This window comes from Paenibacillus thiaminolyticus, from assembly GCF_007066085.1.
GTDB classification, from domain to species: domain Bacteria; phylum Bacillota; class Bacilli; order Paenibacillales; family Paenibacillaceae; genus Paenibacillus_B; species Paenibacillus_B thiaminolyticus.
In genome coordinates, this window is record NZ_CP041405.1 from 6,232,275 (window position 1) to 6,254,741 (window position 22,467).

26 protein-coding genes are annotated in these 22,467 nt (G+C 54.9%); all 26 read left to right on the forward strand.

All coding sequences use genetic code 11. The annotated features are described in order from the left end of the window. Positions 1–200: 200 nt before the first annotated feature. On the forward strand, positions 201–605 hold the full coding sequence (flgB, locus tag FLT43_RS27385) for a flagellar basal body rod protein FlgB (RefSeq protein WP_087441475.1): 405 nt from the start codon (positions 201–203) through the stop codon (positions 603–605). Between the two features lie 9 nt (positions 606–614). Further along, the gene (gene flgC / locus FLT43_RS27390) at positions 615–1,070 is read left to right on the forward strand and encodes a flagellar basal body rod protein FlgC (protein ID WP_087441448.1); all 456 of its coding nucleotides are present in this window, start codon (positions 615–617) and stop codon (positions 1,068–1,070) included. Between the two features lie 51 nt (positions 1,071–1,121). Next, positions 1,122–1,439, forward strand: a complete 318-nt coding sequence (gene fliE / locus FLT43_RS27395) for a flagellar hook-basal body complex protein FliE (protein WP_087441447.1) — start codon at positions 1,122–1,124, stop codon at positions 1,437–1,439. Positions 1,440–1,479: 40 nt separating this feature from the next. Continuing rightward, on the forward strand, positions 1,480–3,063 hold the full coding sequence (gene fliF, locus FLT43_RS27400; protein WP_087441446.1) for a flagellar basal-body MS-ring/collar protein FliF: 1,584 nt from the start codon (positions 1,480–1,482) through the stop codon (positions 3,061–3,063). A gap of 5 nt (positions 3,064–3,068) precedes the next feature. Then, positions 3,069–4,082: a flagellar motor switch protein FliG gene (gene fliG / locus FLT43_RS27405; protein WP_087441445.1), complete on the forward strand. Its 1,014-nt coding sequence runs from the start codon at positions 3,069–3,071 to the stop codon at positions 4,080–4,082. Continuing rightward, a complete protein-coding gene (locus FLT43_RS27410; RefSeq protein WP_087441444.1) occupies positions 4,075–4,923 on the forward strand; it encodes a FliH/SctL family protein in 849 nt (282 codons plus the stop codon). The genes fliG and FLT43_RS27410 overlap by 8 nt, the downstream gene beginning before the upstream one ends. Continuing rightward, on the forward strand, positions 4,913–6,241 hold the full coding sequence (gene fliI / locus FLT43_RS27415) for a flagellar protein export ATPase FliI (protein ID WP_087441443.1): 1,329 nt from the start codon (positions 4,913–4,915) through the stop codon (positions 6,239–6,241). Before FLT43_RS27410 ends, fliI begins: the two co-directional genes overlap by 11 nt. A gap of 7 nt (positions 6,242–6,248) precedes the next feature. Further along, the gene (gene fliJ, locus FLT43_RS27420; RefSeq protein ID WP_087441442.1) at positions 6,249–6,695 is read left to right on the forward strand and encodes a flagellar export protein FliJ; all 447 of its coding nucleotides are present in this window, start codon (positions 6,249–6,251) and stop codon (positions 6,693–6,695) included. A gap of 48 nt (positions 6,696–6,743) precedes the next feature. Further along, on the forward strand, positions 6,744–7,679 hold the full coding sequence (locus FLT43_RS27425) for a MotE family protein (protein WP_244951385.1): 936 nt from the start codon (positions 6,744–6,746) through the stop codon (positions 7,677–7,679). Between the two features lie 36 nt (positions 7,680–7,715). Next, positions 7,716–9,149 carry a flagellar hook-length control protein FliK gene (locus tag FLT43_RS27430; RefSeq protein ID WP_087441440.1) on the forward strand — a complete coding sequence of 478 codons (1,434 nt, stop codon included), beginning with the start codon at positions 7,716–7,718 and terminating at the stop codon, positions 9,147–9,149. A gap of 34 nt (positions 9,150–9,183) precedes the next feature. Further along, positions 9,184–9,762, forward strand: coding sequence for a flagellar hook capping FlgD N-terminal domain-containing protein (locus FLT43_RS27435; protein WP_087441439.1), 579 nt, complete (start codon positions 9,184–9,186; stop codon positions 9,760–9,762). Continuing rightward, entirely contained in the window at positions 9,759–10,163 is a 405-nt protein-coding gene (locus tag FLT43_RS27440) for a TIGR02530 family flagellar biosynthesis protein (protein ID WP_087441438.1), read from the forward strand. The genes FLT43_RS27435 and FLT43_RS27440 overlap by 4 nt, the downstream gene beginning before the upstream one ends. 108 nt (positions 10,164–10,271) lie before the next feature. Then, positions 10,272–11,090: a flagellar basal body rod protein FlgG gene (flgG, locus tag FLT43_RS27445; protein WP_087441437.1), complete on the forward strand. Its 819-nt coding sequence runs from the start codon at positions 10,272–10,274 to the stop codon at positions 11,088–11,090. 88 nt (positions 11,091–11,178) lie between these two features. Continuing rightward, complete coding sequence (locus FLT43_RS27450) at positions 11,179–11,403, forward strand: flagellar FlbD family protein (protein WP_087441436.1); 225 nt, start codon at positions 11,179–11,181, stop codon at positions 11,401–11,403. After that, a complete protein-coding gene (locus FLT43_RS27455) occupies positions 11,400–11,855 on the forward strand; it encodes a flagellar basal body-associated FliL family protein (protein WP_087441435.1) in 456 nt (151 codons plus the stop codon). The genes FLT43_RS27450 and FLT43_RS27455 overlap by 4 nt, the downstream gene beginning before the upstream one ends. A 50-nt stretch (positions 11,856–11,905) precedes the next feature. Continuing rightward, a complete protein-coding gene (gene fliM / locus FLT43_RS27460; RefSeq protein ID WP_087441434.1) occupies positions 11,906–12,904 on the forward strand; it encodes a flagellar motor switch protein FliM in 999 nt (332 codons plus the stop codon). Beyond that, complete coding sequence (gene fliY, locus FLT43_RS27465) at positions 12,894–14,189, forward strand: flagellar motor switch phosphatase FliY (RefSeq protein ID WP_087441433.1); 1,296 nt, start codon at positions 12,894–12,896, stop codon at positions 14,187–14,189. The genes fliM and fliY overlap by 11 nt, the downstream gene beginning before the upstream one ends. Before the next feature lie 22 nt (positions 14,190–14,211). Next, a complete protein-coding gene (locus FLT43_RS27470) occupies positions 14,212–14,574 on the forward strand; it encodes a response regulator (RefSeq protein ID WP_087441432.1) in 363 nt (120 codons plus the stop codon). 3 nt (positions 14,575–14,577) lie between these two features. Next, entirely contained in the window at positions 14,578–15,117 is a 540-nt protein-coding gene (locus FLT43_RS27475) for a flagellar biosynthetic protein FliO (protein ID WP_087441431.1), read from the forward strand. A gap of 8 nt (positions 15,118–15,125) precedes the next feature. Then, positions 15,126–15,881, forward strand: coding sequence for a flagellar type III secretion system pore protein FliP (gene fliP, locus FLT43_RS27480; protein WP_087441430.1), 756 nt, complete (start codon positions 15,126–15,128; stop codon positions 15,879–15,881). A 37-nt stretch (positions 15,882–15,918) separates the two neighbouring features. Continuing rightward, the gene (fliQ, locus tag FLT43_RS27485) at positions 15,919–16,188 is read left to right on the forward strand and encodes a flagellar biosynthesis protein FliQ (protein ID WP_087441429.1); all 270 of its coding nucleotides are present in this window, start codon (positions 15,919–15,921) and stop codon (positions 16,186–16,188) included. 11 nt (positions 16,189–16,199) lie between these two features. Next, positions 16,200–16,988 (forward strand): flagellar biosynthetic protein FliR, encoded by a 789-nt coding sequence (gene fliR, locus FLT43_RS27490; RefSeq protein WP_087441428.1) that lies wholly within the window; start codon positions 16,200–16,202, stop codon positions 16,986–16,988. Between the two features lie 2 nt (positions 16,989–16,990). Continuing rightward, entirely contained in the window at positions 16,991–18,127 is a 1,137-nt protein-coding gene (flhB, locus tag FLT43_RS27495) for a flagellar biosynthesis protein FlhB (RefSeq protein ID WP_087441474.1), read from the forward strand. Positions 18,128–18,153: 26 nt separating this feature from the next. After that, entirely contained in the window at positions 18,154–20,187 is a 2,034-nt protein-coding gene (gene flhA, locus FLT43_RS27500) for a flagellar biosynthesis protein FlhA (RefSeq protein WP_087441427.1), read from the forward strand. Further along, positions 20,184–21,551: a flagellar biosynthesis GTPase FlhF gene (flhF, locus tag FLT43_RS27505; protein ID WP_087441426.1), complete on the forward strand. Its 1,368-nt coding sequence runs from the start codon at positions 20,184–20,186 to the stop codon at positions 21,549–21,551. The genes flhA and flhF overlap by 4 nt, the downstream gene beginning before the upstream one ends. 4 nt (positions 21,552–21,555) lie before the next feature. After that, the gene (locus FLT43_RS27510; RefSeq protein WP_087441425.1) at positions 21,556–22,464 is read left to right on the forward strand and encodes a MinD/ParA family protein; all 909 of its coding nucleotides are present in this window, start codon (positions 21,556–21,558) and stop codon (positions 22,462–22,464) included. Positions 22,465–22,467: the final 3 nt, after the last annotated feature.

Here is a 22,467-nt window from a genome sequence, read left to right on the forward strand (position 1 = left end):
AAAAATGATGATTACTCAACATTTTCATTGAATAATCAGCTAGATTTATTGGATTATGGAAATCCCCTCCCATAGTTCGACAGGATCATGCAAAAGAACTAAGTTTTTTGTCGAAAGAGAAGGAGAAACGTCGCAAGCAGAGAATATGTGATCAAGAGAATGTGAGCATATGAATTTTTAACTAATCAGGAGGGATGATTGTGAACTTGTTGAGCGGCGTACATATGCAACGACTGGAGGGCGCGATGCAAGCTTCCACGGCTCGGCATAATGTGATCAACGCGAACGTGGCGAATGTCGATACGCCGTACTATAAACGCTCCGAAGTGCAGTTCGAGTCGCTGCTTCGTGATCAGATGACCGGCGGGAGTCTTGTCGGTCGCCGCACTGATCCGCGGCATTTCTATATCGGACCTTCGAACGGGGTGCCAGCTCCGCAGGTCGTGCAGGATGAGAGCACGGTGATGGGGAATAACCGCAACAATGTGGACATTGACCGGGAAATGGCGCTTCAGGCCGAAAATCAATTGAACTATTATACGCTTATTCAACAGTTGAACCATAACATCAACATGCTTCGAACCGGTATGGATGTAAGGAGGTAACGGTAACGTATGAATATTTCTAACAGCTTCAACATCAGCTCGTCCGGACTCACGGCCCAGCGCCTGAGGATGGACGTCATCTCCTCGAATATTGCGAATATGGAATCGACGCGCGCACAATATGTCAACGGGAAATTCGTTCCGTATACGCGCAAGGTTGTCGTCATGTCGCCGATGGAGTCTTCCTTCCAGCAGACCTTGCAAGAAGCGATGCAGGGCCAGGGCAAAGCCAATGGGGTTAAGGTGGCCCAGATTAAGGAAGATACCTCAACACCGTATAAAATCGTCTACAATCCGTCCCACCCGGACGCGGACGAGCAAGGAAATGTCTACATGCCAAATGTCGACATCATGAAGGAAATGGTCGACATGATCTCTGCCACCCGCTCTTATGAAGCGAACGTAACGGCGCTGAATGCGTCCAAATCCATGATTATGAAGGCATTGGAGATTGGCAAAGGCTAGTCCAAGCCTGCTTGCTAACAAGAGCCGTTCATTGCCACAGGGGGAAAACAAATGATACAAAATACGATGATTCCATTGAGCATGACATCTCCGGCGACATTACCGGCGGCGACATCTCCAACGACGAAAGCCGACACACCGGCTGAAGTAACCAAGGCATTCAGTCATTTTCTTACGAATGCACTTCAGCAAGTTGATGCACAAGAGAAGCAAGTCCATGAGATGGGCGACAAGTTTATATTGGGCGAAGTTGATGTCGATCAGCTTCAGATTGCCTCCGAACGTGCGCTGCTCAGCCTGCAATTGACGACGCAAATACGCAACAAGGTCATCGAAGCGTATCAAGATATTATGCGCATGCAAATGTAACAGCGGTAGTGTCTTACATCGTTCTGGAGGGTGACGTGAAGTGAATGAAACCATTGGCCGGTATCGGGACCGAATAACCCAATACTGGAATCAATTCAGTAAAAAGCAGAAAATCCTTCTGCTGTCCACGATCGCATTTGTAATCTTGGCTATTGTTATTTTAACGGCACAGCTGACAAAAACCGAGTATGAGCTTGCTTTTGAAAATCTTAACGCCAATGATGCTGCCGGCATCATTGAATATCTGAATTCGAACCGGATCCCGTACGAACTCAGCGGCGACGGCACCAAAATATCCGTACCCAGCGCCTCGGCAGCAAAAGTTAAGGTCGACATCGGGGCTCAGGGCATCGTCAAGAACGGTTCCATTGGCTTCGAATCGTTCGGCGCCGACGGACTGATGGGCGGAATGACGGACAACGTATTCGATGTTCGTTACAAGAACGCCCTGAACGGCGAAATCGAAAGATTGCTGCGTCTAATGAACGGTGTGCAAGATGCCAAGGCCATTATTAATCTTCCGAAGGAGACGGTCTTCGCAACACCGGAGCAGGAACAGGCGTCGGCTTCTATTGTGTTGAAATTTAAGCCCGGATATCAGCCGAATCAGGCGGCGGTTGACGGATACTTCAATCTGGTCAAGACCGCGGTACCCAACTTGGCGATTGACGATATCACCATCTCGAGCGATGAAGGGCCCATGTTCGCTTCCGACTCGCAAGGCGGCGCGTCCAAGAGCATCTTCGGCGAGGTGGATGAGCAGCTCAAGATTCAGCGTAAGTATGAGAATGATATCCGCATGAAAATACAAGAATTCCTTGGCGCCTATGTGCCGGCGGACAAAGTAAGCGTATTGGTATCCGCAAAGCTGAATTTCGATAAAGTACAAAAGCAGGAAGATCTTGTCACCCCGGTTAATACGGAGGAGATGAAAGGAATCGAAATCAGCGTCCAGGAGCTGCAGGAATCCTACAACGGCAAAGGCGCGCAAAACGGCGGCGTCGCAGGCGTCGGAGACGGCGAAGTGCCGAACTATCCTTCCGCTTCGGGAAGCGGGGATACGACATCCGAGAAAAGCCAGCGGACGATCAATTATGATGTGAACCGTATCAAAAATCTGATTGAGTCCAGTCCGTATGCCGTAAAAGATCTAACCATACACGCAGCGGTTGACGCGAACAATATGGAGCCTGCCCAAATCGATGCGATTGAAAAGGTGCTTCGTTCGATCGTCGCTGCACAGTTAAAAGATTCAGGTGCTACATATACAGACGAAGAATTGACACAAAAAGTTTCAGTTATTACCCAAAATGGTGCTAAAGATGGGGGAACAGCCACTGCCAGCACGGTTCCGAACTGGGTATGGTATGGCGCGGGTGCGCTTGCATTACTAGTTGTCGTAGGCGGAATTGCCTATGCGGTCGTCCGCCGCCGCAGAAAAGCGGAAGAAGTCTTTGCAGACGAACTGTCTCCGCTGCCTACTCATGTTGAGCTTCCATCCATTGATTTAGAGAATCTGACAGGCGAGCATCAGGTGCGCAAGCAATTGGAAATGCTGGCGAAGAAAAAGCCGGAAGAGTTTGTGAAATTGCTGCGTACGTGGCTCGTTGACGAATCGAGGTGAGCAACGTGACAAGAGGAAGCGGAGGCTTGACCGGCAGACAGAAAGCGGCGATTTTGCTCATCACGCTCGGACCTGAGGTGTCAGCCCAAATCTTTAAGCACTTGCGGGATGAGGAAATCGAACAATTAACGCTGGAAATTGCGAATGTGCGCAAGGTGGATGCAGTGGAAAAAGAGTCGGTCATGAGCGAGTTCCATCAAATCTGCCTGGCGCAGGAGTACATATCCCAGGGCGGCATCGGTTACGCCAAGGAAATTCTCGAGAAGGCGTTGGGCTCGCAGAAAGCGGTCGATATTATCAACCGCCTGACCGCTACACTGCAGGTCAGACCGTTTGACTTTGCGCGCAAGGCGGAGGCGTCGCAGATTTTCAACTTTATTCAGAATGAAAATGCGCAAACCATCGCTCTCGTGCTTTCTTATTTGCAGACGGAGCAGGCGTCGACGATCCTGTCTTCCCTTCCGCCGGAGAAGCAGGCCGAGGTGGCGCGCAGAGTTGCCTTGATGGACAGCACGTCCCCGGAAGTGATCAGCCAGGTCGAGCGCGTGCTGGAACAGAAGCTGTCGTCGACCGTGACTCAGGATTATACAAGCGCGGGCGGTATCGAGTCGGTCGTCAAGATTTTGAACGGCGTAGACCGCGGTACCGAGCGCACGATTCTGGATTCCTTGGAAATTCAGGATCCGGAGCTGGCGGAAGAAATCAAGAAGAGAATGTTCGTATTCGAAGATATCGTCAATATCGACAACCGTTCTATCCAACGCATCATTCGGGATATTGATAATGCCGACCTGCAGCTTGCGCTCAAAGTGGCAAGCGAGGAAGTGCGCGAAGCGATTTTCCGCAACATGTCCAAGCGGATGGCCGATACGTTCAAGGAAGAAATGGAGTTTATGGGACCGGTTCGGCTGCGCGACGTGGAAGAGGCGCAGACGCGGATCGTGTCGACGATTCGCCGCTTAGAAGAGTCGGGTGAGATTATCATCGCACGCGGCGGAGGAGATGATATCGTTGTCTAATGTCATCAAATCGACTCAATATGTTCCACTGGAGCAAATGCGATTGATTGAAGCGGTGCGGCGTCATCAGCAGCAGCGGACCGAAGAGCAGGCTGCGGCAGCGCCGGAGCCATTGACCCGGGAGACGCTGCTGAGCCAAGATGAACAGCTGGCCGAGCTGAGACAATCGATTCTCGATGATGCGCAATCATTCGCCGAGGAACATCTCCGGCAAGCGACCGATGAGGCGGAGCGGATGAAGGAAGAAGCGCAAAGCCAGATAGAAGCATGGTGGGAAGAACGGCGCCAGCAGGACGAGCAGTTGATCGAATCTACGCGGAACGAGAGCTATGAGACTGGATATCGGGAAGGCATGGAGCGCGCGGAGCAAGAGATTAAGGAAGCGTACGAGCGCACAATCGCGGAAGCCGAGGCAGTGCTGCGCCAGGCCTATCAGGCGAAGGAACAGTTAATCCAAGAGGCGGAGCCGTTCGTTGTCTCTCTCAGCTGTGCAGTTGCAGAGAAGATCATTCAGAAGCAGCTGTCCGTCGAACCGGAAATTGTGCTGGAACTGGCCCGGAAGACCTTGTCCCGGAAGCGGGAAAGCGGAACGATCACGCTATGTGTCTCACCCGAGCAGTTCGCCTATGTGCATGCGGCAAGGGAAGAGCTCAGTCTGGCGGTCGATTCGCAAGCAGAACTGCAGATTATCCCGGACTCCAGCGTGAACGACGGGGGCTGTGTCGTCCGGTCTGCGCTCGGCAGCATCGATGCGCGGATTGACACCCAGTTGACGGAGATTAAAAAAGCGCTGATGCAGGTAGCGATGCAGCATGAGGAGCAGAGTGGCCATGACGCATGAGTTGAGATGGAACACGGAGAAATATGTCGACTACTTGTCCCAGATTGACCCGGTCCGTGTCAATGGCAAAGTGACGCAGGTCATCGGTCTGACCGTGGAGTCGGAAGGCCCTGACGCGAGCGTAGGAGAAGTCTGCTACATATACCCGACCAAGGGGAGCAAGCCGCTGATGGCGGAAGTTGTCGGATTCCGCGACAACAAGGTGCTTCTGATGCCGCTCGGAGAGCTGCAGGCGATAGGTCCGGGGTGTGATGTCGTGGGCACCGGGAAACCGTTGACCGTTCCGGTCGGTTCGGAACTGCTCGGGAAAGTGCTGGACGGATTGGGACAGCCGCTTGACGGCTCCTTCCTCCCGACGCGGATGTCCAGCTATTCGACCACGGCGGTTCCGTCGAACCCGCTGGCCCGGCCGCGGGTACTGGATCCGATCGGCGTCGGCGTACGGGCGATCGACGGTCTGCTGACGATCGGCAATGGTCAGCGCGTCGGCATATTCGCCGGCTCCGGGGTAGGCAAGAGCACCCTCCTCGGCATGATCGCGCGCAATACGGCGGCCGATGTGAACGTGATCGCCCTCATCGGCGAGCGCGGCCGCGAAGTGCTGGAGTTCATTGAGCGCGATCTCGGTCCGGAAGGGCTGGCGCGGTCGGTCGTTGTCGTCGCGACTTCGGATCAGCCGGCGCTGGTCCGCATCAAGGGCGCGCTGATCGCGACCACGATTGCGGAATATTTCCGGGACCGCGGCATGAACGTCATGCTCATGATGGATTCGGTGACCCGGTACGCGATGGCGATGCGGGAAGTCGGCCTGGCTATCGGGGAGCCTCCTGCGACCCGGGGATACACGCCTTCCGTCTTCGCCAGCCTGCCGAAGCTGCTGGAGCGCTCCGGAACAGGACCGTCAGGCTCGATTACGGCCTTCTATACGGTTCTCGTCGATGGAGACGACATGAATGAGCCGATTGCCGATGCCGTACGCGGGATATTGGACGGTCATATCGTCCTGAACCGGAATATCGCGAACAAAGGACATTTTCCCGCGATCGATATTCTTGCCAGTGTGAGCCGGGTGATGAAGGATATCGTGCCCCGCGAACATCAATTGGCGGCAGAGCAGCTGAAGCGGCTTCTCGCCGTGTACCGTGAATCTGAGGACTTGATTAATATCGGCGCGTATCAGCGGGGAAGCAACCCCGCGATAGATGAAGCACTTGAATTTATAGATGACATTCATGCGTTTACGAAGCAGAGAGTCGATGAAAGTGCCCCTTACAACGAGACGATTGAACGATTATTAATGCAATTTCCAGGAGGATGAGTGACCGGTGCGTGGCTTTCAATACGCTTTGCAAAAAGTGCTTGACTTGAAGACCAATGAGAAAAAGCAGGCGGAATGGATATTGTCCGAAGCAGTGGGAGATCTGATGACGAAGGAGAGCCAGCTTCAGCAGTGCACGGCAGATCTCCTGCACGCTCGCGAAGAGCTGCAGCGTCAGGTGGATGCTCGCGCATCCGCATCCAGCCTTCAGGTCTGGCAGCAATATATCGCCTATATGGAATCGCAGGTTGATCTGGCGAACGAGCGGGTCAGCGCCGCGGAAGCCAACGTTCAGAACAAGCAGGGCGAGCTGGCCGTACGGATGACCGACGAAAAAGTGTGGACGAAGGCCAGGGAAAAGGCGGAGGCGCAATTCAACCAGCAAGTGGCTGCGTGGGAACAGAACGAGTTGGACGAACTGGCAACCGTTCGCTACCATATGGCAGCCCGCTAGGAGAAATGTCAGGTGCGGCAGTTCGGTCCCGCCGCTTCAGCAGGAGGGATGAGAGTGGCAGAGATGAATCAGGAATCAGTGGAAAAGGAAAGTGGATATTCGGGCTTTGAACGGTTTTTGTTCTTTGCGACCCCAATATTGTTTACGATCATTTTATTAGCCGTGCTGCTCACGCTGTTCAATGCGAACTGGCGCAATCAGATGATAGCCTTGGCGGAAAATATCCCGATCGTAAATGAATGGATTTCTTCCGATAAGGATAAAGCCGAGGGCAAAGAACCCGGCAAAGCGAAGAAAGAGAACAAAAACATTCAAAAGGAACAGGAAGAGCAGATTGCCGAACTGAAGGCGCTGCTGGCTTCCAAGGACGCTGACCTCCGCAATCTGGCCGATGCGCGCAAGACGCTCGAGGAGCAGGTCGCGAATCTGAATAAGGAAATCAAGGACTTGCGGGCCGAACGGCGCGAAGAACAGGTTACGGAAGAGCAGTACGCGCAGCAGGTGAAGGATCTGGCGAATCTGTACGCCAAGATGATGCCGAGCAAATCGGCTCCGATTCTGGAGAACTTGGCGACAGAGGAGCTCGTGCTTGTGCTGGATGCGATGAAGCAGGAGGACCGGGCGAAGATACTGGAAAAGATGAATCCGAAGGTAGCCGCGGATGCGTCAATACGGCTCAAGGATGTGAAGCCGGCGGATAACCTGGAAGTCCGCGCTCTGCAGGCGCGCCTCAAAAAGAACGAAGCGACGAAGGAAGCGCATAATGGCCTCGATCGGACGCAGCTCAGCCAGACCTTCGCGAGCATGACGCCGAAGAGCGCGGCCAGCATTTTGCTCGAAACAGCGAAAATCAGTCCGGAAAAGGCGCTGAACGTGCTGAATTCGGTCGATGACGCAACTCGCTCCCGCTTGCTGAATGCGATGACAGAGGAGGACAAGCAAGCAACGGCCAAGCTCGTCTCGAAGCTGCTTCCAAGCAAATGATAGACTTCTACGAACGCTTGAAAGGAGGTGAAAAAAATGACAGGAACAATTATGAATATTTCGGCCGGAAGCGCAGCTCCGATGATGGGCGGCGCGCAGGCCAAGGCTGGAGCGGCCGATGGCGGCGCCGGATTTTGGACCGTGCTCTCGCAATGTATGGATACATCGGGCGAGGGAGCGGCATGGCCGGGAGGCTTGGCTTCGCTGTTCAACCTGAGCGAAGGGATGGGCAATATGCCAGCCTTGCCGGAAGAAGCAGCCGAGGTTGCTGAAGCCTTGCTTCAATCGCTGCTCGATTCGTTGCAATCGGCGGATGATGAATTGGAGAGCAATCCGGAGCTGTTCGCCGCGCTGCAGCAATGGGTGATGCAAGCCCAGCAGTGGCTGAACGAACAGCAGCCGTATGCAGAGCATTCTGATGCATCGGCACAGAGCCCGTCCGTCCTGATCGAGCAGCCGTCCACGATTACGATCGCGGTGCGCGATGTGCTCGCGCAACTGGCCGGACTGCTCGAAGGGAAGCAAGCGGATGCTCCGGTGATGACTCCGCTTGCCGGGAACGGACAAGCAGCGGCCGTGGTGTCGGCTGTCGTGCAGAGCCAGACGCAGGCGACGTCCGAACGGCAGGCGCAAGGCGCAGGCTCGGAGCTTCCCCATGCGGCAGCAAGCGCCAAGGGGGAACAGGCACAGCCCGCCGAGGCAATACGATGGATGGCGCGGCTCGCTGACATGCTGAAGCAGGAAGGCGCAGCTAACGCCCCGGCGGCTCCTGCAGCGGCCAATGCGGCACGGGCGGCAGCAGCGGCGCAAGCCCAGTCTGTGCCGCAATCGGAAATCGTGCCAACAGCAGCGGCCGGAGCGAAGCCAGTGTCAGAAACCGTGAGCGGCCCAGATCACGCCCAGCCGGAGCCGCAGCTTGGACAAGTTATGCAGGCAGGCCAATGGGCGCTGCGTCAGGAAGGGCTCAACTCGACGAAGCCGGTGCCCGTCATCTACGCGGACCGCTTCGCGGATGAGATGGCCGGCTTCATGGTGAAGCAGCTGCGATTCAGCCGGATCGGAGGGATGTCGGAAGCGAAGATTTCCCTGTATCCGGAGCATCTGGGACAGGTAGAAGTTCGACTGACGATTCAGAACGGCCAATTGACGGCCCGCTTCTTGACCGAGCATCTGATGGCGAAGGATATGCTGGAACAGCAGATGTCCATGCTTCGCGGCGCACTCCAATCCCAAGGAATTCAAGTGGAGAAGATTGAAGTATCCCAGCAATCGTCGAATGCATTGAATTCTTCCCTGTTCCAGGAGGAACGGAGACAGCAGGATACCCACCGCCAGCAATCGTCGGAACGGGGGGCGAAGCAGGGCAAGCGGCTGACCCTTGATGAGCTTGCCGGGACTTTGGAGGCCGAAGAAGAGTTGCGGACAGCGCAGCTGCTTGGCGGGAATTCCACCTTCAGCGCAAGCGTGTAACTATCGGTAGATAACAATCAGGGAGGTACGGCCAATGGCATCAGATGCAGCAGTCGGCAGAGTCGTCACCTGGCCGAACTACAGCAAGGAGAACGTAGCGCAGGCCAGCAAGAAGGACGGTCAGACGCTAGGGAAAGATGAATTTTTGAAAATTTTGATTACGCAGCTGCAAAATCAGGATCCGATGCAGCCGATGCAGGACCGGGATTTCATCGCGCAGATGGCCCAATTCAGCTCCGTCGAGCAGTTGATGAACATCCAGACCCAGCTCGGAAGCCTGCACCAGGCGCTCGGCATGTCTTCCAGCCTTATCGGCAAAGAGATCACATGGTACAGTACGTCCGAAGATAAGGAATATCAGGTAACGGGTCAGGAAGATACGAATCCGGTACTTAGAACCGGCATCGTCGAGTCGATGATTATCCGCGACGGCGTGTCTTACGCCAAGGTCGGCAAGAATGAAGTCGAGTTGAGCACGATCGCGGAGATTCGCGAACCGGGAGAAACCCCAGACACGGAAGAGCCGGAACAACCAGGACAGCCAGAGGAGCCGGAACAGCCTGGACCGCCTGAGGAAGAGTCTCCTGGCGGAGAAGCGGAAGGCCAGTCATGAACCTCGGAGGTCCAATTGGGCATTTAGGCCCAACCGCACCGATACAGGCCGTCCAGCAGCCAGAACGGCTGAAGCAGGCCCGGCAGAGCGAGAGCAAAGCAAGCTTCCAGCAGCTCTTTCAACAGGAGCTGCAGCGGACGAACGATGTCCGCTTCAGCCATCATGCGAGAACCCGCATGACAGAGCGCGGCATGAACCTGACCCCCGAGCTCGTCGCCAAGATGAATCAGGCGATGAAGCAGGCCGAGGAGAAGGGGGCGCGGCAATCGCTCGTCATCATGAATAACCAGGCCTTCATCGTCAATGTGCCGTCCCGTACCGTCATTACGGCATTGGATGAAGCGACGCGGCAGAATCATGTTTTTACGCAGATCGACAGCGCCATTCTCCTCAATGATTGAGGCATGGCGGGTCTAGAGGCTGGACCGTAAGGGAGCCTTGGCTCATGGAACGACCGAAGTGAGCCCTTTATTTAGAGGATGTACCATTAAGACATTGGAGGTAATACGATGATTCGATCGATGTATTCCGGCGTATCCGGCATGCGCGGATTTCAGACGAAACTGGACGTCATTGGCAATAACATTGCCAACGTCAATACCGTTGGCTTCAAAGGCAGCCGCGTTATGTTCAAGGACATTATGAGCCAGACGATTGAAGGCACGACAGCCCCGAACGATAACAGCGGCGGGGTGAACGCCAAGCAGATCGGACTCGGCGTCTCCCTCGCTTCCATCGATACCGTGCATACGCCGGGAAGCGCGATGACGACGAATCGCCCGCTCGACATGCGCATCGACGGGGACGGCTTCTTCGCTGTCTCGTTAGGCGATGATCAGGAGGTTCCGTTCCTGACGCGCGCAGGCGATTTCCATCTGGATGCGAACCGGAGGCTGGTCACCGCAGACGGCTTGAGCGTACTCGATTCCGGCGGCGGGGTGATCGAGTTGGAAGAGGATATCGTCGCCTTCTCCATCTCGCAGACCGGCGAGATTATTGCGAAGCGGGATGACGGCACGACCGAAGCGACGGATATTCGGCTTGGCGTAATCAAGGTCGTCAACCCGGAAGGCCTCGAGAAAATCGGAGGCAACCTGTACCGCTTGACCCCGAACGCGGTTGAGGAGGGTGAAGCCGAGATCGTCACCGCGAACGATCCGGAGGCGGGCACCGGCGCGATTATCACAGGCCAGCTCGAAATGTCGAACGTCGACCTGACGGGCGAGTTCACGGAGATGATCGTGGCCCAGCGGGGCTTCCAGGCGAACTCGCGTATCATTACGACATCTGATGAAGTATTGCAGGAAGTCGTCAATCTGAAGCGATAATGCGGCAGTAATCCGTTCCAAGCCCTGATGCCGCGCCGGTGAACGGCCGGCATCGGGGTCTGGAATGAAGAGGCAAAGGAGGATTTGGATGATATCCGTCACGCGATTGAACGGTTCTCCCATGTGGGTGAACGCCCTTCTCATCGAGACCGTGGAAGAGACGCCGGACACGTATATAACGTTAACGACGGGGAAGAAGTTCATCGTACTGGAGAAGGGGCCGGAAGTGATAGGGCGGATTGAACAGTATGTTCGCTCCGTCGGTATCATTGCCGGAACGAAAAAGACAGAACCATCGGAGGGACAACCATGAAACGAATGATGCCGTGGATGATCACACTCCTGCTTGCGCTGACCTTGATCGCCCTGGTCGTGATTATGATGATCAATACGAATGGTAAAGGCAACGCGCCTGGAGCACAGCAAGTGCAGACTGTAAGATTATCGGCCGATGAAATCGTGGAGATGACGTCAACGATGACAGACATCAAAACGAATCTGGCGGATCGCAACTATATCGTATTGACCGGCTTCGCGTTCCAAATGGACACCAAGAAGACAAAGGAGCAGTTCGACAAGATCAAAGATGTTCGCATCAAGCCTCTCATTCTCAGAACCTTGGCTGATATGAAACCGGAAGACTTGCAAGGTATGAAGGGTCAGGATCAGCTGTGTGCCAAGTTGCTCGAACTGATTAATAAGCAATTGCCGGAAGGCAAGGTCGTTCAAGTGGACTTGACGGACTTTATACTTTCGCCGATTTGACGGCAGATTGACACACATGTTCAGCTGATTCCTGTAAGGGGGTGAAACGATTGGTAGACGTGCTATCGCAGAACGAGATTGACGCATTGCTCGCGGCGCTGTCCTCGGGGGAAATGGATGCGGAAGAGCTAAAAAAAGAGGAAACACAGCGTAAAATCCGTTCGTACGATTTCAAGCGTGCCGTTCGTTTTTCTAAAGACCACATTCGAAGTTTGACACGCATCCATGAAAATTTCGCCAGATTTTTGACGACATATTTTTCCGCGCAATTGCGTACTTTTGTGCAAATCAATGTCGTCCAGGTCGAGCAGTTGCCGTATGACGAATTCATTCGCTCGATACCGAAAATGACCATATTGAATATTTTTGAAGCCGAGCCGCTCAAAGGCCGGATGGTTCTCGAGGTCAACCCGAACGTTGCTTATGCCATGCTTGACCGCATGCTGGGCGGCGCCGGAGCTGCCCCTTCGAAGATCAACGTCCTGACCGAGATCGAGACGACGGTGATGGAGCGCATTTTCAGCCGGGCGTTCGAGAGCCTGCAGGAGGCGTGGAAGAACGTGCTCGATATCCGGCCGCGGCTGGAAGCACTCGAGACGAATCCTCAATTTATGCAAATTGTCTCCCCGAACGAGACGATTGCGCTCATTTCATTGAGCACCAAGATCGGGGACACGACGGGGATGATCAACTTATGTATCCCTCATGTCGTCATTGAGCCGATAATGCCGAAGCTGTCTGTGCATCATTGGTTCGTATCTGAGAAAAAAACGCGGGAACCGATTGAGATCGAAAAATTGCGCCAACGGGTTAGCAAAGCGAAGCTTCCGATCGCCGTTGAACTTGGCACATCACAGATTTCGGTACAGGAGTTGATGCAGTTATCAATCGGCGATGTCATCGCCTTGAACAAGCCGGTTGACAGCGGTTTGACGATTCGGGTTGGTGACCGCATGAAATATATTGGCACGCCGGGTGTAGTCAAAGATCGCGTAGCGGTACAAATCGAGCAAGTCGTGGAAGAAGGAGTGGAAGAGCATGACGAGTAAAGATTACTTGTCGCAGGAGGAAATTGACGCCCTGTTGAAAAAATCGAGCGGCGATTCGTCTGAAGGCGAAGCGGAATCCCCTTCAATCGATTCCTACTTGGATCCGATCGAAGTCGATGCCCTTGGTGAGATAGGCAATATTACGTTTGGCAGTGCGGCCACCGCGCTATCCACCCTGCTGGGCAAAAAGGTGGACATTACGACGCCCCGCATCACGCTGCTGAAGCGCGAGAATCTGGAGGAGGAGTTCCCGAAGCCGCATGTCGCTGTGCATGTGCAGTATGTCGAAGGCTTCGAAGGGGTCAATTCCCTCGTCATCAAGACATCGGATGCGCAGGTCATCGCGGATTTGATGCTTGGCGGAGACGGCACGAACCTGAGCGGCGAGCTGAATGAAATTCACGTCAGCGCCGTGCAGGAGGCAATGAACCAGATGATGGGCTCGTCCGCGACGTCCATGTCCACGATTTTTAATCGGCTGGTGAACATCTCACCGCCGGGCATCGGGATCTTGAACATGTCGGATGGACAGGGGATTGACACGCTGCCTGACGCGAATGTGCTCGTCAAAGTTTCATTCCGCCTTACGATCGGCGATTTGATTGATTCGACGATAATGCAAATCTTGACGGTGCCGTTTGCGAAGGACATGGTCCGGATTTTGATGGGAACGGCGGAATCGATGTCGACGGGAGCAGAGGCCGCGCCGGAGGCTCCTGCGGCGGAAGAGGCGCCATATGCGCCACCGGCTCAGCCTGCTGCCCAGCAGCAGCCGATGGCAGGGTATGAGCAGCCTCCGATGACGGGATATGAGCAGCAGCCGATGGCGGGGGGACAAGCGCCTCAGCAGCCGTACGGACAGCCGTACGCGCAGCCTCCGTACGGAGCTCAGCCGATGCCGGCAGCTCACCTGGATCCGCAGAGCGGAGCGGCTTCCGCATTCGGCAATGTGCCGAACCGGAACGTCAATGTCCAGCCGGTGCAATTTGCGAATTTTCAACCCGGATCCTATGTGCAACATGATGAATCCAATCTAAATTTATTGTTGGACATCCCGCTCAAAGTCACAGTAGAATTAGGGAGGACACACAAACAGATCAAGGACATTCTAGAGCTCTCTCAAGGTTCCATTATTGAGCTGGACAAGCTGGCTGGCGAACCGGTCGACATTCTGGTCAACAACAAACTCATTGCCAAGGGGGAAGTTGTCGTCATAGACGAGAATTTTGGCGTTCGTGTCACCGATATTATCAACCAGTGGGATCGAATTCAAAAACTACAATAAGATTTAGGGAGGATTCAGAACGATGGCAAACCGTATTTTGATCGTAGACGATGCAGCGTTCATGCGAATGATGATTCGCGACATTTTGACTAAGAATGGATACGATGTCGTGGGAGAAGCATCAGATGGCGCTCAGGCGATCGAAAAGTTCAAAGAACATAAACCAGACCTGATTACGATGGACATCACGATGCCGGAGATGGACGGCATTGCGGCGTTGAAGGAGATTCGCAAGCTGGACCCGAACGCCAAAGTTATCATGTGTTCAGCGATGGGCCAGCAGGCGATGGTTATCGACGCGATTCAGGCAGGGGCGAAGGACTTCATCGTCAAGCCGTTCCAGGCAGACCGCGTTATCGAAGCGATTAAGAAAACAATGGGATAAGCCATGCCTGACAACGGTCAAATTCAAACGCCCGGTGCCGGAGATTACATAGGCAGCTTATTGACCGTGCTGCTGTCGCTCGCAGTCATTATCGTACTTATCGTACTGCTTATTAAATGGTTGAACCGGAAAAACCGCATGTGGCAAATGAATCAAAGCATTCGCACGATCGGCGGCACCGGGCTCGGACCGAACAAGTCCTTGCAGATTATTGAAGTTGGCGATGCCGTCTACATCCTGGGCATCGGAGAGGATATTACCTTGATCGATAAAATATCCGATCCGGGGCAAGCGGCGCGCTTGATGGCGTCATTGGAGCGCGCGCCGTCCAAGCCCGGGACGGCATGGCCAGCCTCTTGGTCTGACCTGAAAAGCCGTGTGCGAAGGGGTTACAAGACTGCGGAGACAGACTCGGGAACGAGAGATACGGACCCGTCTTCCGTGTCTTTTCATGAAGTGTTTCATGCAAAACTTGAACAGATGCCCAAGCGCGCACAACAAGTGGAGCAGTTGTTCAAAGAAGATTCCAATGAAGATCGGTAGATGGATTGATGAATAAAAAATTGCTGCTAGCTGTGACAGCCGTCCTGTTGTTGTCCGGTCTTACCGCTCATTGGGCGTCGGCGTCGTCTGTCATTCCTGACATCGACATCAAGATTGGAGACGGCGGCGGGCAGCCGGGGACATCCTCGTTGTCCTTGCTGCTGCTGATTACCGTGCTCAGCATCGCTCCGGCCATTCTCGTCCTGATGACCTCCTTCACGCGCATCGTCGTCGTGCTGGGCTTCGTCCGGACATCGCTTGGAACGCAGCAGATGCCGCCCAACCAGGTGTTAATCGGACTTGCGCTCTTTCTTACTTTGTTTGTGATGTCCCCAACGATTGGCGAAATCAATCAGGTCGCGCTGCAGCCGTATTTGAAGGGCGAGCTGAACCAGACCCAGGCGTTGGAGCAAGCCTCGATACCTATGAAGAAATTCATGTTCTCGCATACCCGCGAGAAAGATTTGCTCTTATTTATGAAGTACACGAAGACCGAGAAGCCGAACACGTATCAAGACGTGCCGCTCACCGTGCTTGTGCCCGCATATGCTATCAGTGAGCTGAAGACCGCCTTTCAGATGGGATTTATGATATTCATTCCTTTTCTGGTCATTGACATGGTCGTAGCCAGCACGCTGATGGCGATGGGGATGATGATGCTGCCTCCGGTGATGATCTCGCTTCCTTTTAAAATACTTCTGTTCGTGCTCGTAGACGGCTGGTATCTTGTCGTGAAGTCGTTGCTGATGAGTTTCAACACCTAAGCGGGAGCGAATCTGACGAACGGGAGGAAGACAGGAAATGAGTGCTGAGTTTATTATCGGCTTGGCGGGGCAGGCGGTGTTCACCGTATTGAAGGTGGCCGCCCCGATGCTGGCCATCGCACTGATCGTCGGGCTTGCCATTAGTATTTTTCAGGCGACGACGCAGATCCAGGAGCAGACCTTGGCCTTCGTGCCCAAAATTATCGCCGTCATGGTGGCTGTGCTCGTATTCGGCCCCTGGATTTTAACGACATTGGTCGATTTTGCTTTTAGTATTTTAAATAATTTGCACCTTTACATCGGTTAGGCAGTGAAGAGATGGAAATCCTCGTTCAGGCTTTCCCTGTTTTTTTGCTCACGCTATGTCGAATTACGGCATTCTTTGTCACAGTCCCTGTCATATCTTCGCGGGGCGTGCCGAATCATTTTCGTGTCGGACTCGCATTTTTTGTGAGCGTGATCGCCTATTTGCTGTTCGGCCTCGGCAAAACCGTGCCGGCAGACGGCATGTTTATCATTTTCATTATAAGAGAAGTATTAATTGGCCTATTAATCGGATTTTTGGCCCAGCTGTTCTTCACCGCCGTGCAGACGGCCGGGTCGTTCATCGACATCCAGATCGGCTTCGGGATTGCGAATGTCATCGATCCGTTGACAGGCGCCACCTCGCCGGTAATGGGGAACTTCAAGTACATCTTTGTCGTGCTGTTGTTTCTCGGGATGAACGGCCACCATTACTTTATCGACGGAATCATGCGAAGTTTTGAGTGGCTGCCGCTGGATGAGAACACCTTCTTTGAACAGATAGCGAACGGACTCGTCTCCGAATTTTTGGTGCAGTCCTTCGTTCAGGCGTTCATCATCGCGTTCCAGATCTCGGCGCCCCTCATCGTGGCGCTGTTCCTGACCGATGTGGCGCTTGGCTTTCTGGCGCGGTCGGCACCGCAGTTCAATATCTTTGTCGTGGGCATACCGCTCAAATTGATTATCGGATTAGTAATGCTGCTACTGACCGTACCTAGTCTTATTTACGTGCTGCAGCAGTTGTTCTCCTCGCTATTCGAGGCGCTTGACCAGCTGTTACGCATGATGCAGGGGGCGGGATAATGATGACACGTACGCGCCGCGGGCAGACGATACCGTCTGCCGCCCGCGAATATCAATTGAGACACCGTCTGAATCTCCAGCTGTTCTCGCAAGAGAAGACGGAGAAGGCAACCCCGAAAAAGAGGCAGGAGTCCCGCAAGAAGGGGCAGGTTGCCAAGAGCTCGGACTTGTCTGGGGCGTCCATCCTGCTTGCATGCTTCTTCTGCCTGCTTATGTTCGGGAGCTTTTATAAGGAGAGAGTGTTCGATTTATTCGCGGATTCCTTGCAGCACCGGTTGACGATGAATGTCACGATAGGCAATGTGACGGACTATTTCAGCCAGATCTTCCTGAAAGGACTTATCGTGTTAGCCCCCGTGTTTCTTGCGGCATTTCTGATGGGCCTCATCGCGAATTACGCGCAGATCGGATTTTTGTTCACCGGCGAGCCCATGAAAATGAAACTAAGCAAAATCAACCCGATACAAGGGTTCAAACGGATTTTCTCACTTCGTTCCGTTGTGGAGTTTTTGAAATCGATATTGAAGCTGGCAGCGATTGCTGTCATCGTCTACTTGTCTTTGTGGGGGGAGCGGGATCGCATTGTCCAGATGTCGCATGTGCCCCTCAATGACATATTGAGCTATACCGCACAAATTACGCTGTCTCTCGGATTGAAGATCGGCGCCGCCTTGTTCGCGATCGCCATCATGGACTACATGTACCAACGTTATGATCATGAGAAAAGCATGCGCATGTCCAAGCAAGACATTAAGGACGAGTACAAAAAAACAGAGGGTGACCCTCTTATCAAAGGAAAAATCAAAGAACGACAACGCCGCATGGCAATGATGCGGATGATGCAGGAAGTGCCGAAGGCGGACGTTATCATTACGAACCCGACTCACTTCGCCGTCGCGCTGAAGTATGACGGTTCCGAGATGGAAGCCCCGCAAGTGATTGCGAAGGGGCAGGATTACGTTGCTCTGCGCATCAAGCAAATCGCCAAGGAGAACGGCGTACTGACCATGGAAAACAAGCCGCTCGCCCGGGCTTTATTCGAGAGGACGGAGATTGGCGAAGCCATACCAGCCGACTTGTTCCAGGCCGTGGCGGAAGTTCTGGCTTATGTATACAAATTGAAAGGCAAAGTCAATTGAGCTAACAAGTTTGGGGGAAGCAATCCGTGAAAACGCGAGATCTATTCGTCTTGGTCGGCATCATCGGCATCGTGCTCATGATGGTCCTGCCGATACCGTTATGGCTGTTGGACATCCTGCTGGTGATCAATATCTCATTGGCGCTGATGATCCTATTGATTGCCATGAATTCGAAGGAAGCTCTGGAGTTTTCGATTTTTCCGGCAATGCTGCTCATCACGACGTTATTCCGGCTTGCGCTCAACATCTCGACGACCAAGCAGATTTTGGCAAATGGGGAAGCGGGAGATGTCGTCGCCACATTCGGCCAGTGGATAACGCAGGGCAATATCGCCGTCGGTATGGTTGTATTCCTCATTCTCGTCATCGTGCAATTCATTGTCATCACGAAGGGTTCCGAGCGGGTCGCCGAAGTCGCGGCGCGATTCACGCTCGACGCGATGCCCGGGAAGCAGATGGCGATCGATGCGGATCTGAATGCCGGGCTTATCAATGAACAGCAGGCGCGCGAGCGCCGGGAGAAAATCGAGAAAGAAGCCGATTTCTACGGCGCGATGGACGGTGCCAGCAAGTTCGTCAAAGGGGACGCCATCGCCAGCATCATCATCCTGCTCATCAACCTGATCGGCGGCTTCGTCATCGGAATCGCAATGCACGGCATGGCCTTCGACGAAGCGGCATCGACTTATTCGATTCTGTCGATCGGGGACGGTCTCGTCAGCCAGATTCCGGCCTTGCTGATTTCGACCGCGGCCGGTCTCATCGTCACGCGGGCAGCTTCCAAAGGAAATCTGGCCGAGGATATGAGCACGCAGATGCTCGCTTATCCGAAGCTGCTCTACATCGTCGCCGCGACGATTGCAATGCTCGGCTTGCTGACGCCGATCGGCCTGAAGCCAACCGTGCCGTTCGCGGCCGTGCTGGCCATTGCCGGCTACCGGATGCAGAAGACGATGGACGAGCGCCAGGTTCAGGAGGAGCAGCTCGAAGAGGAGCAGCAGATCGAGGAGGTCCGCAGTCCGGAGAGCGTCATCAACCTGCTGCAGGTGGATCCGATCGAGTTCGAATTCGGCTACGGGCTTATTCCGCTCGCCGACGCCCAGCAGGGCGGCGACCTGCTGGACCGCATCATCATGATCCGCAGGCAATGTGCGCTTGAGCTCGGTCTCGTCGTTCCTGTCATCCGGATCCGGGACAATATCCAGCTGAAGCCGAACGAATATGTCATCAAAATTAAAGGCAATGCCGTTGCCCAGGGTGAACTGCTGCTCAATCATTATTTGGCGATGAACCCGGGCTATGAGGATGATTCCGTCTCCGGCATTGAGACGACGGAGCCGGCCTTCGGCCTTCCGGCCCTGTGGGTCGACGAGACGATGAAGGAACGGGCGGAGCTGGCAGGATATACCGTCGTCGATCCGCCGTCCGTCGTCGCAACGCATCTGACCGAGATCATTAAGCGGCATGCGCATGAACTGGTCGGCCGTCAGGAGACGAAGGCGCTCGTGGAGACTGTCAAGGAACAGTATCCGGCGCTGGCCGACGATCTGATACCGAATGTGCTCTCCATCGGGGAAGTGCAGAAGGTGCTGGCGAAGCTGCTGCGTGAAAAGATATCGATTCGCGATTTGGTCACCATCTTCGAGACGCTGGCCGATTACGGGACCTATACGAAGGATCCGGATGTGCTTACGGAGTATGTCCGTCAGGCGCTGGCCCGCCAGATCACCCAGCAGTACGTCACTCCGGGAGAGACGCTGCGCGTCATTACGGTAGGTCCAACACTGGAGAAGAAGATTGCGGAGAGCGTAACGCAGAACGAGCACGGATCTTATCTCGTCATGGATCCAGGCACGACGCAGCAGGTATATCAGCGGATAAGCGATCAGGTGCAGCGTCTCCTGCAATCGGGACATTCGCCGGTCCTGCTCGCGTCCCCGTCCATTCGCATGTACTTGCGGCAGCTGCTGGAGCGCGCCATGCAGGATATTCCGGTACTCTCTTACAATGAGCTTGAGCCTAGCGTAGAAATTCAAAGTGTCGGAGTGGTGAATGTATGAGAGTAAAAAAGTACATTGTGGAGACGATGCCCGAAGCGATGAGCCAAATTCGTCAAGAATTGGGGCAGGATGCGGTTATCATCAGCACGAAGGAAGTTCGTACAGGCGGCTTCCTCGGGATGTTCAGCCGCAAGGCGATCGAGGTGGTCGCGGCTGTGGACGAACAAGCGCAGCCGACCCGGCCGGCAAGCTCCGCAGCAAAGGCGGCGGCTCCCGCCGAACCTCCGGCGCGGGTCTACGTCTCGCCGACGGCGGCGCGCAGCGCCTATGGCGGCGCTCCTGCCGAGCCGCGTCCGCCCGCTCCGCAGGTGAAGGAAGCGGCTCCCGACAACACTGCGCCGCGGCCGCAGCGGCCGGGGGAGCAAGCATCTCCGGCCGGGGGAGCCGAAGAGGGGGCGCGACCGGCTCAGCGGGAGGAGACGGGATTGGCGTCCGCCGCGCCGCTGGCGTTCGCCTCCGAACTTGAGGCGGCCGTGACGCAAGCATCCCGGCGTCCGCTGCTGGACGCGGAATGGCAGATCGAGATGGCCGAGATGAAGCAGATGATGCACAAGGTGATGCAGCGCGTCTACCAGGAGAGCTGGCCGGAACCGTTCAAGGAGATGGAACGGCATCTGCTGCGGCAAGGCGTTGGCAGCGAGCTGGTGAACCGCTTCATCGAGGCGGCTGCAGAGCAATGCCCGCATCCGAAGGACGCGGAGTCTGCGGAAGCGAAGCGGCTCGTTACCGAACAGGTAAGCGAGCAGCTTCTGAATTGGCAGGGGGACGGCATTACGAAGGCTACCCGCATCGTATACTTCGTCGGTCCGACGGGGGTCGGGAAGACGACGACGATTGCCAAGCTGGCCGCGGATCAGATTTTTCACCATGGCCGCAAGGTCGGGTTTATTACCGCAGATACATATCGGATTTCGGCCGTCGAGCAGCTGCGGACGTACGCTTCGATCCTGAACGTCCCGCTAGAGGTCGTTACTTCACCTGGCGATACGGAGCGGGCGCTGAACGCGCTTGAAGCATGCGACCTCATTTTGATGGACACGGCCGGACGCAATTTTCGCAATGACATGTTCGTCAACGAATTGAACACGATGCTCAAGCCGCTTCCGTTCAGCATGACCTTCCTCGTGCTGAGTCTGACGTCGAAGACCGAGGACATGCTGGCCATCTGGGAACGGTTCGAATATCAGCGCATCGACAGTCTCATTCTGACCAAAGCGGATGAGACCGCAACATACGGAACGATATTGAATTTGGCGTCCCGGGTGAAGATTCCCTGCAGCTATTTGACGACAGGGCAGAACGTACCCGATGATATACAGCCTTTTCAAGTGAATGATGCGGTGCGATGGATAATGGGAGATTGACCTCATGATGAATGACCAAGCTCAAGCGCTACGCAGACTTGTCAGCAAGAAGCTTCAGAACGGGCCGCCTGCGCCGGCGGAGCCGGGCCAGCCGCGCTCGGCCCGCATCATTACCGTCACGAGCGGCAAAGGAGGCGTCGGCAAATCGAATGTCACTTTGAACTTCGCCTTGTCGCTGCAGCAGCTTGGCTGCCGCACGCTCGTATTCGACGCCGACATCGGAATGGCGAATATCGATGTGCTGATCGGATCGCCTTCACCCTTTAGTCTGGCCCATGTGCTGCACGGGACGAAGACGCTGCGGGACATTATCCAGATCGGCCCCGGCGGCCTTCACTATGTGCCGGGAGGCTCCGGGCTGCAGGATCTGCTCGATATGCCCGTGGAACAGATCGACAACTTCCTGACCGAGATGGATGCAATGTCGGAGCTGTATGATGTCATTCTGTTCGATACGGGAGCCGGATTGAGCAAAGAGACGCTGCGGTTCATCATGGCGGCAGACGAGACATGGATTGTGACGACACCGGAGCCGACGGCGATCGCGGATGCGTACGCCGTGCTGAAGCTGGTGTCGGGCTTAGGGCATAACTGCCCGCTCCGGCTTATCGTGAACCGTGCATCCGACTGGAAGGAAGGGACGCAGACGGCTTACCGGCTGACCTCGGTCAGCGAGCGATTCCTGAATCGGAGCTTGCCGGTTCTCGGATACATCTATGACGATCCGCATGTGATGCAGGCCGTGAAGAAGCAGGAGCCCTTCACTATCCTCTATCCGCAATGCAGGGCATCAGCGCAGATCAGGGAACTGGCGCGGGTATATACCCAGGGCATCAAGCAGACGGAAGCCGGGGGAGCACCGGGGGGAGTCAAGCAGTTCGTGCGGAAATGGCTGCGCCGCTGGTCGATCTAACTC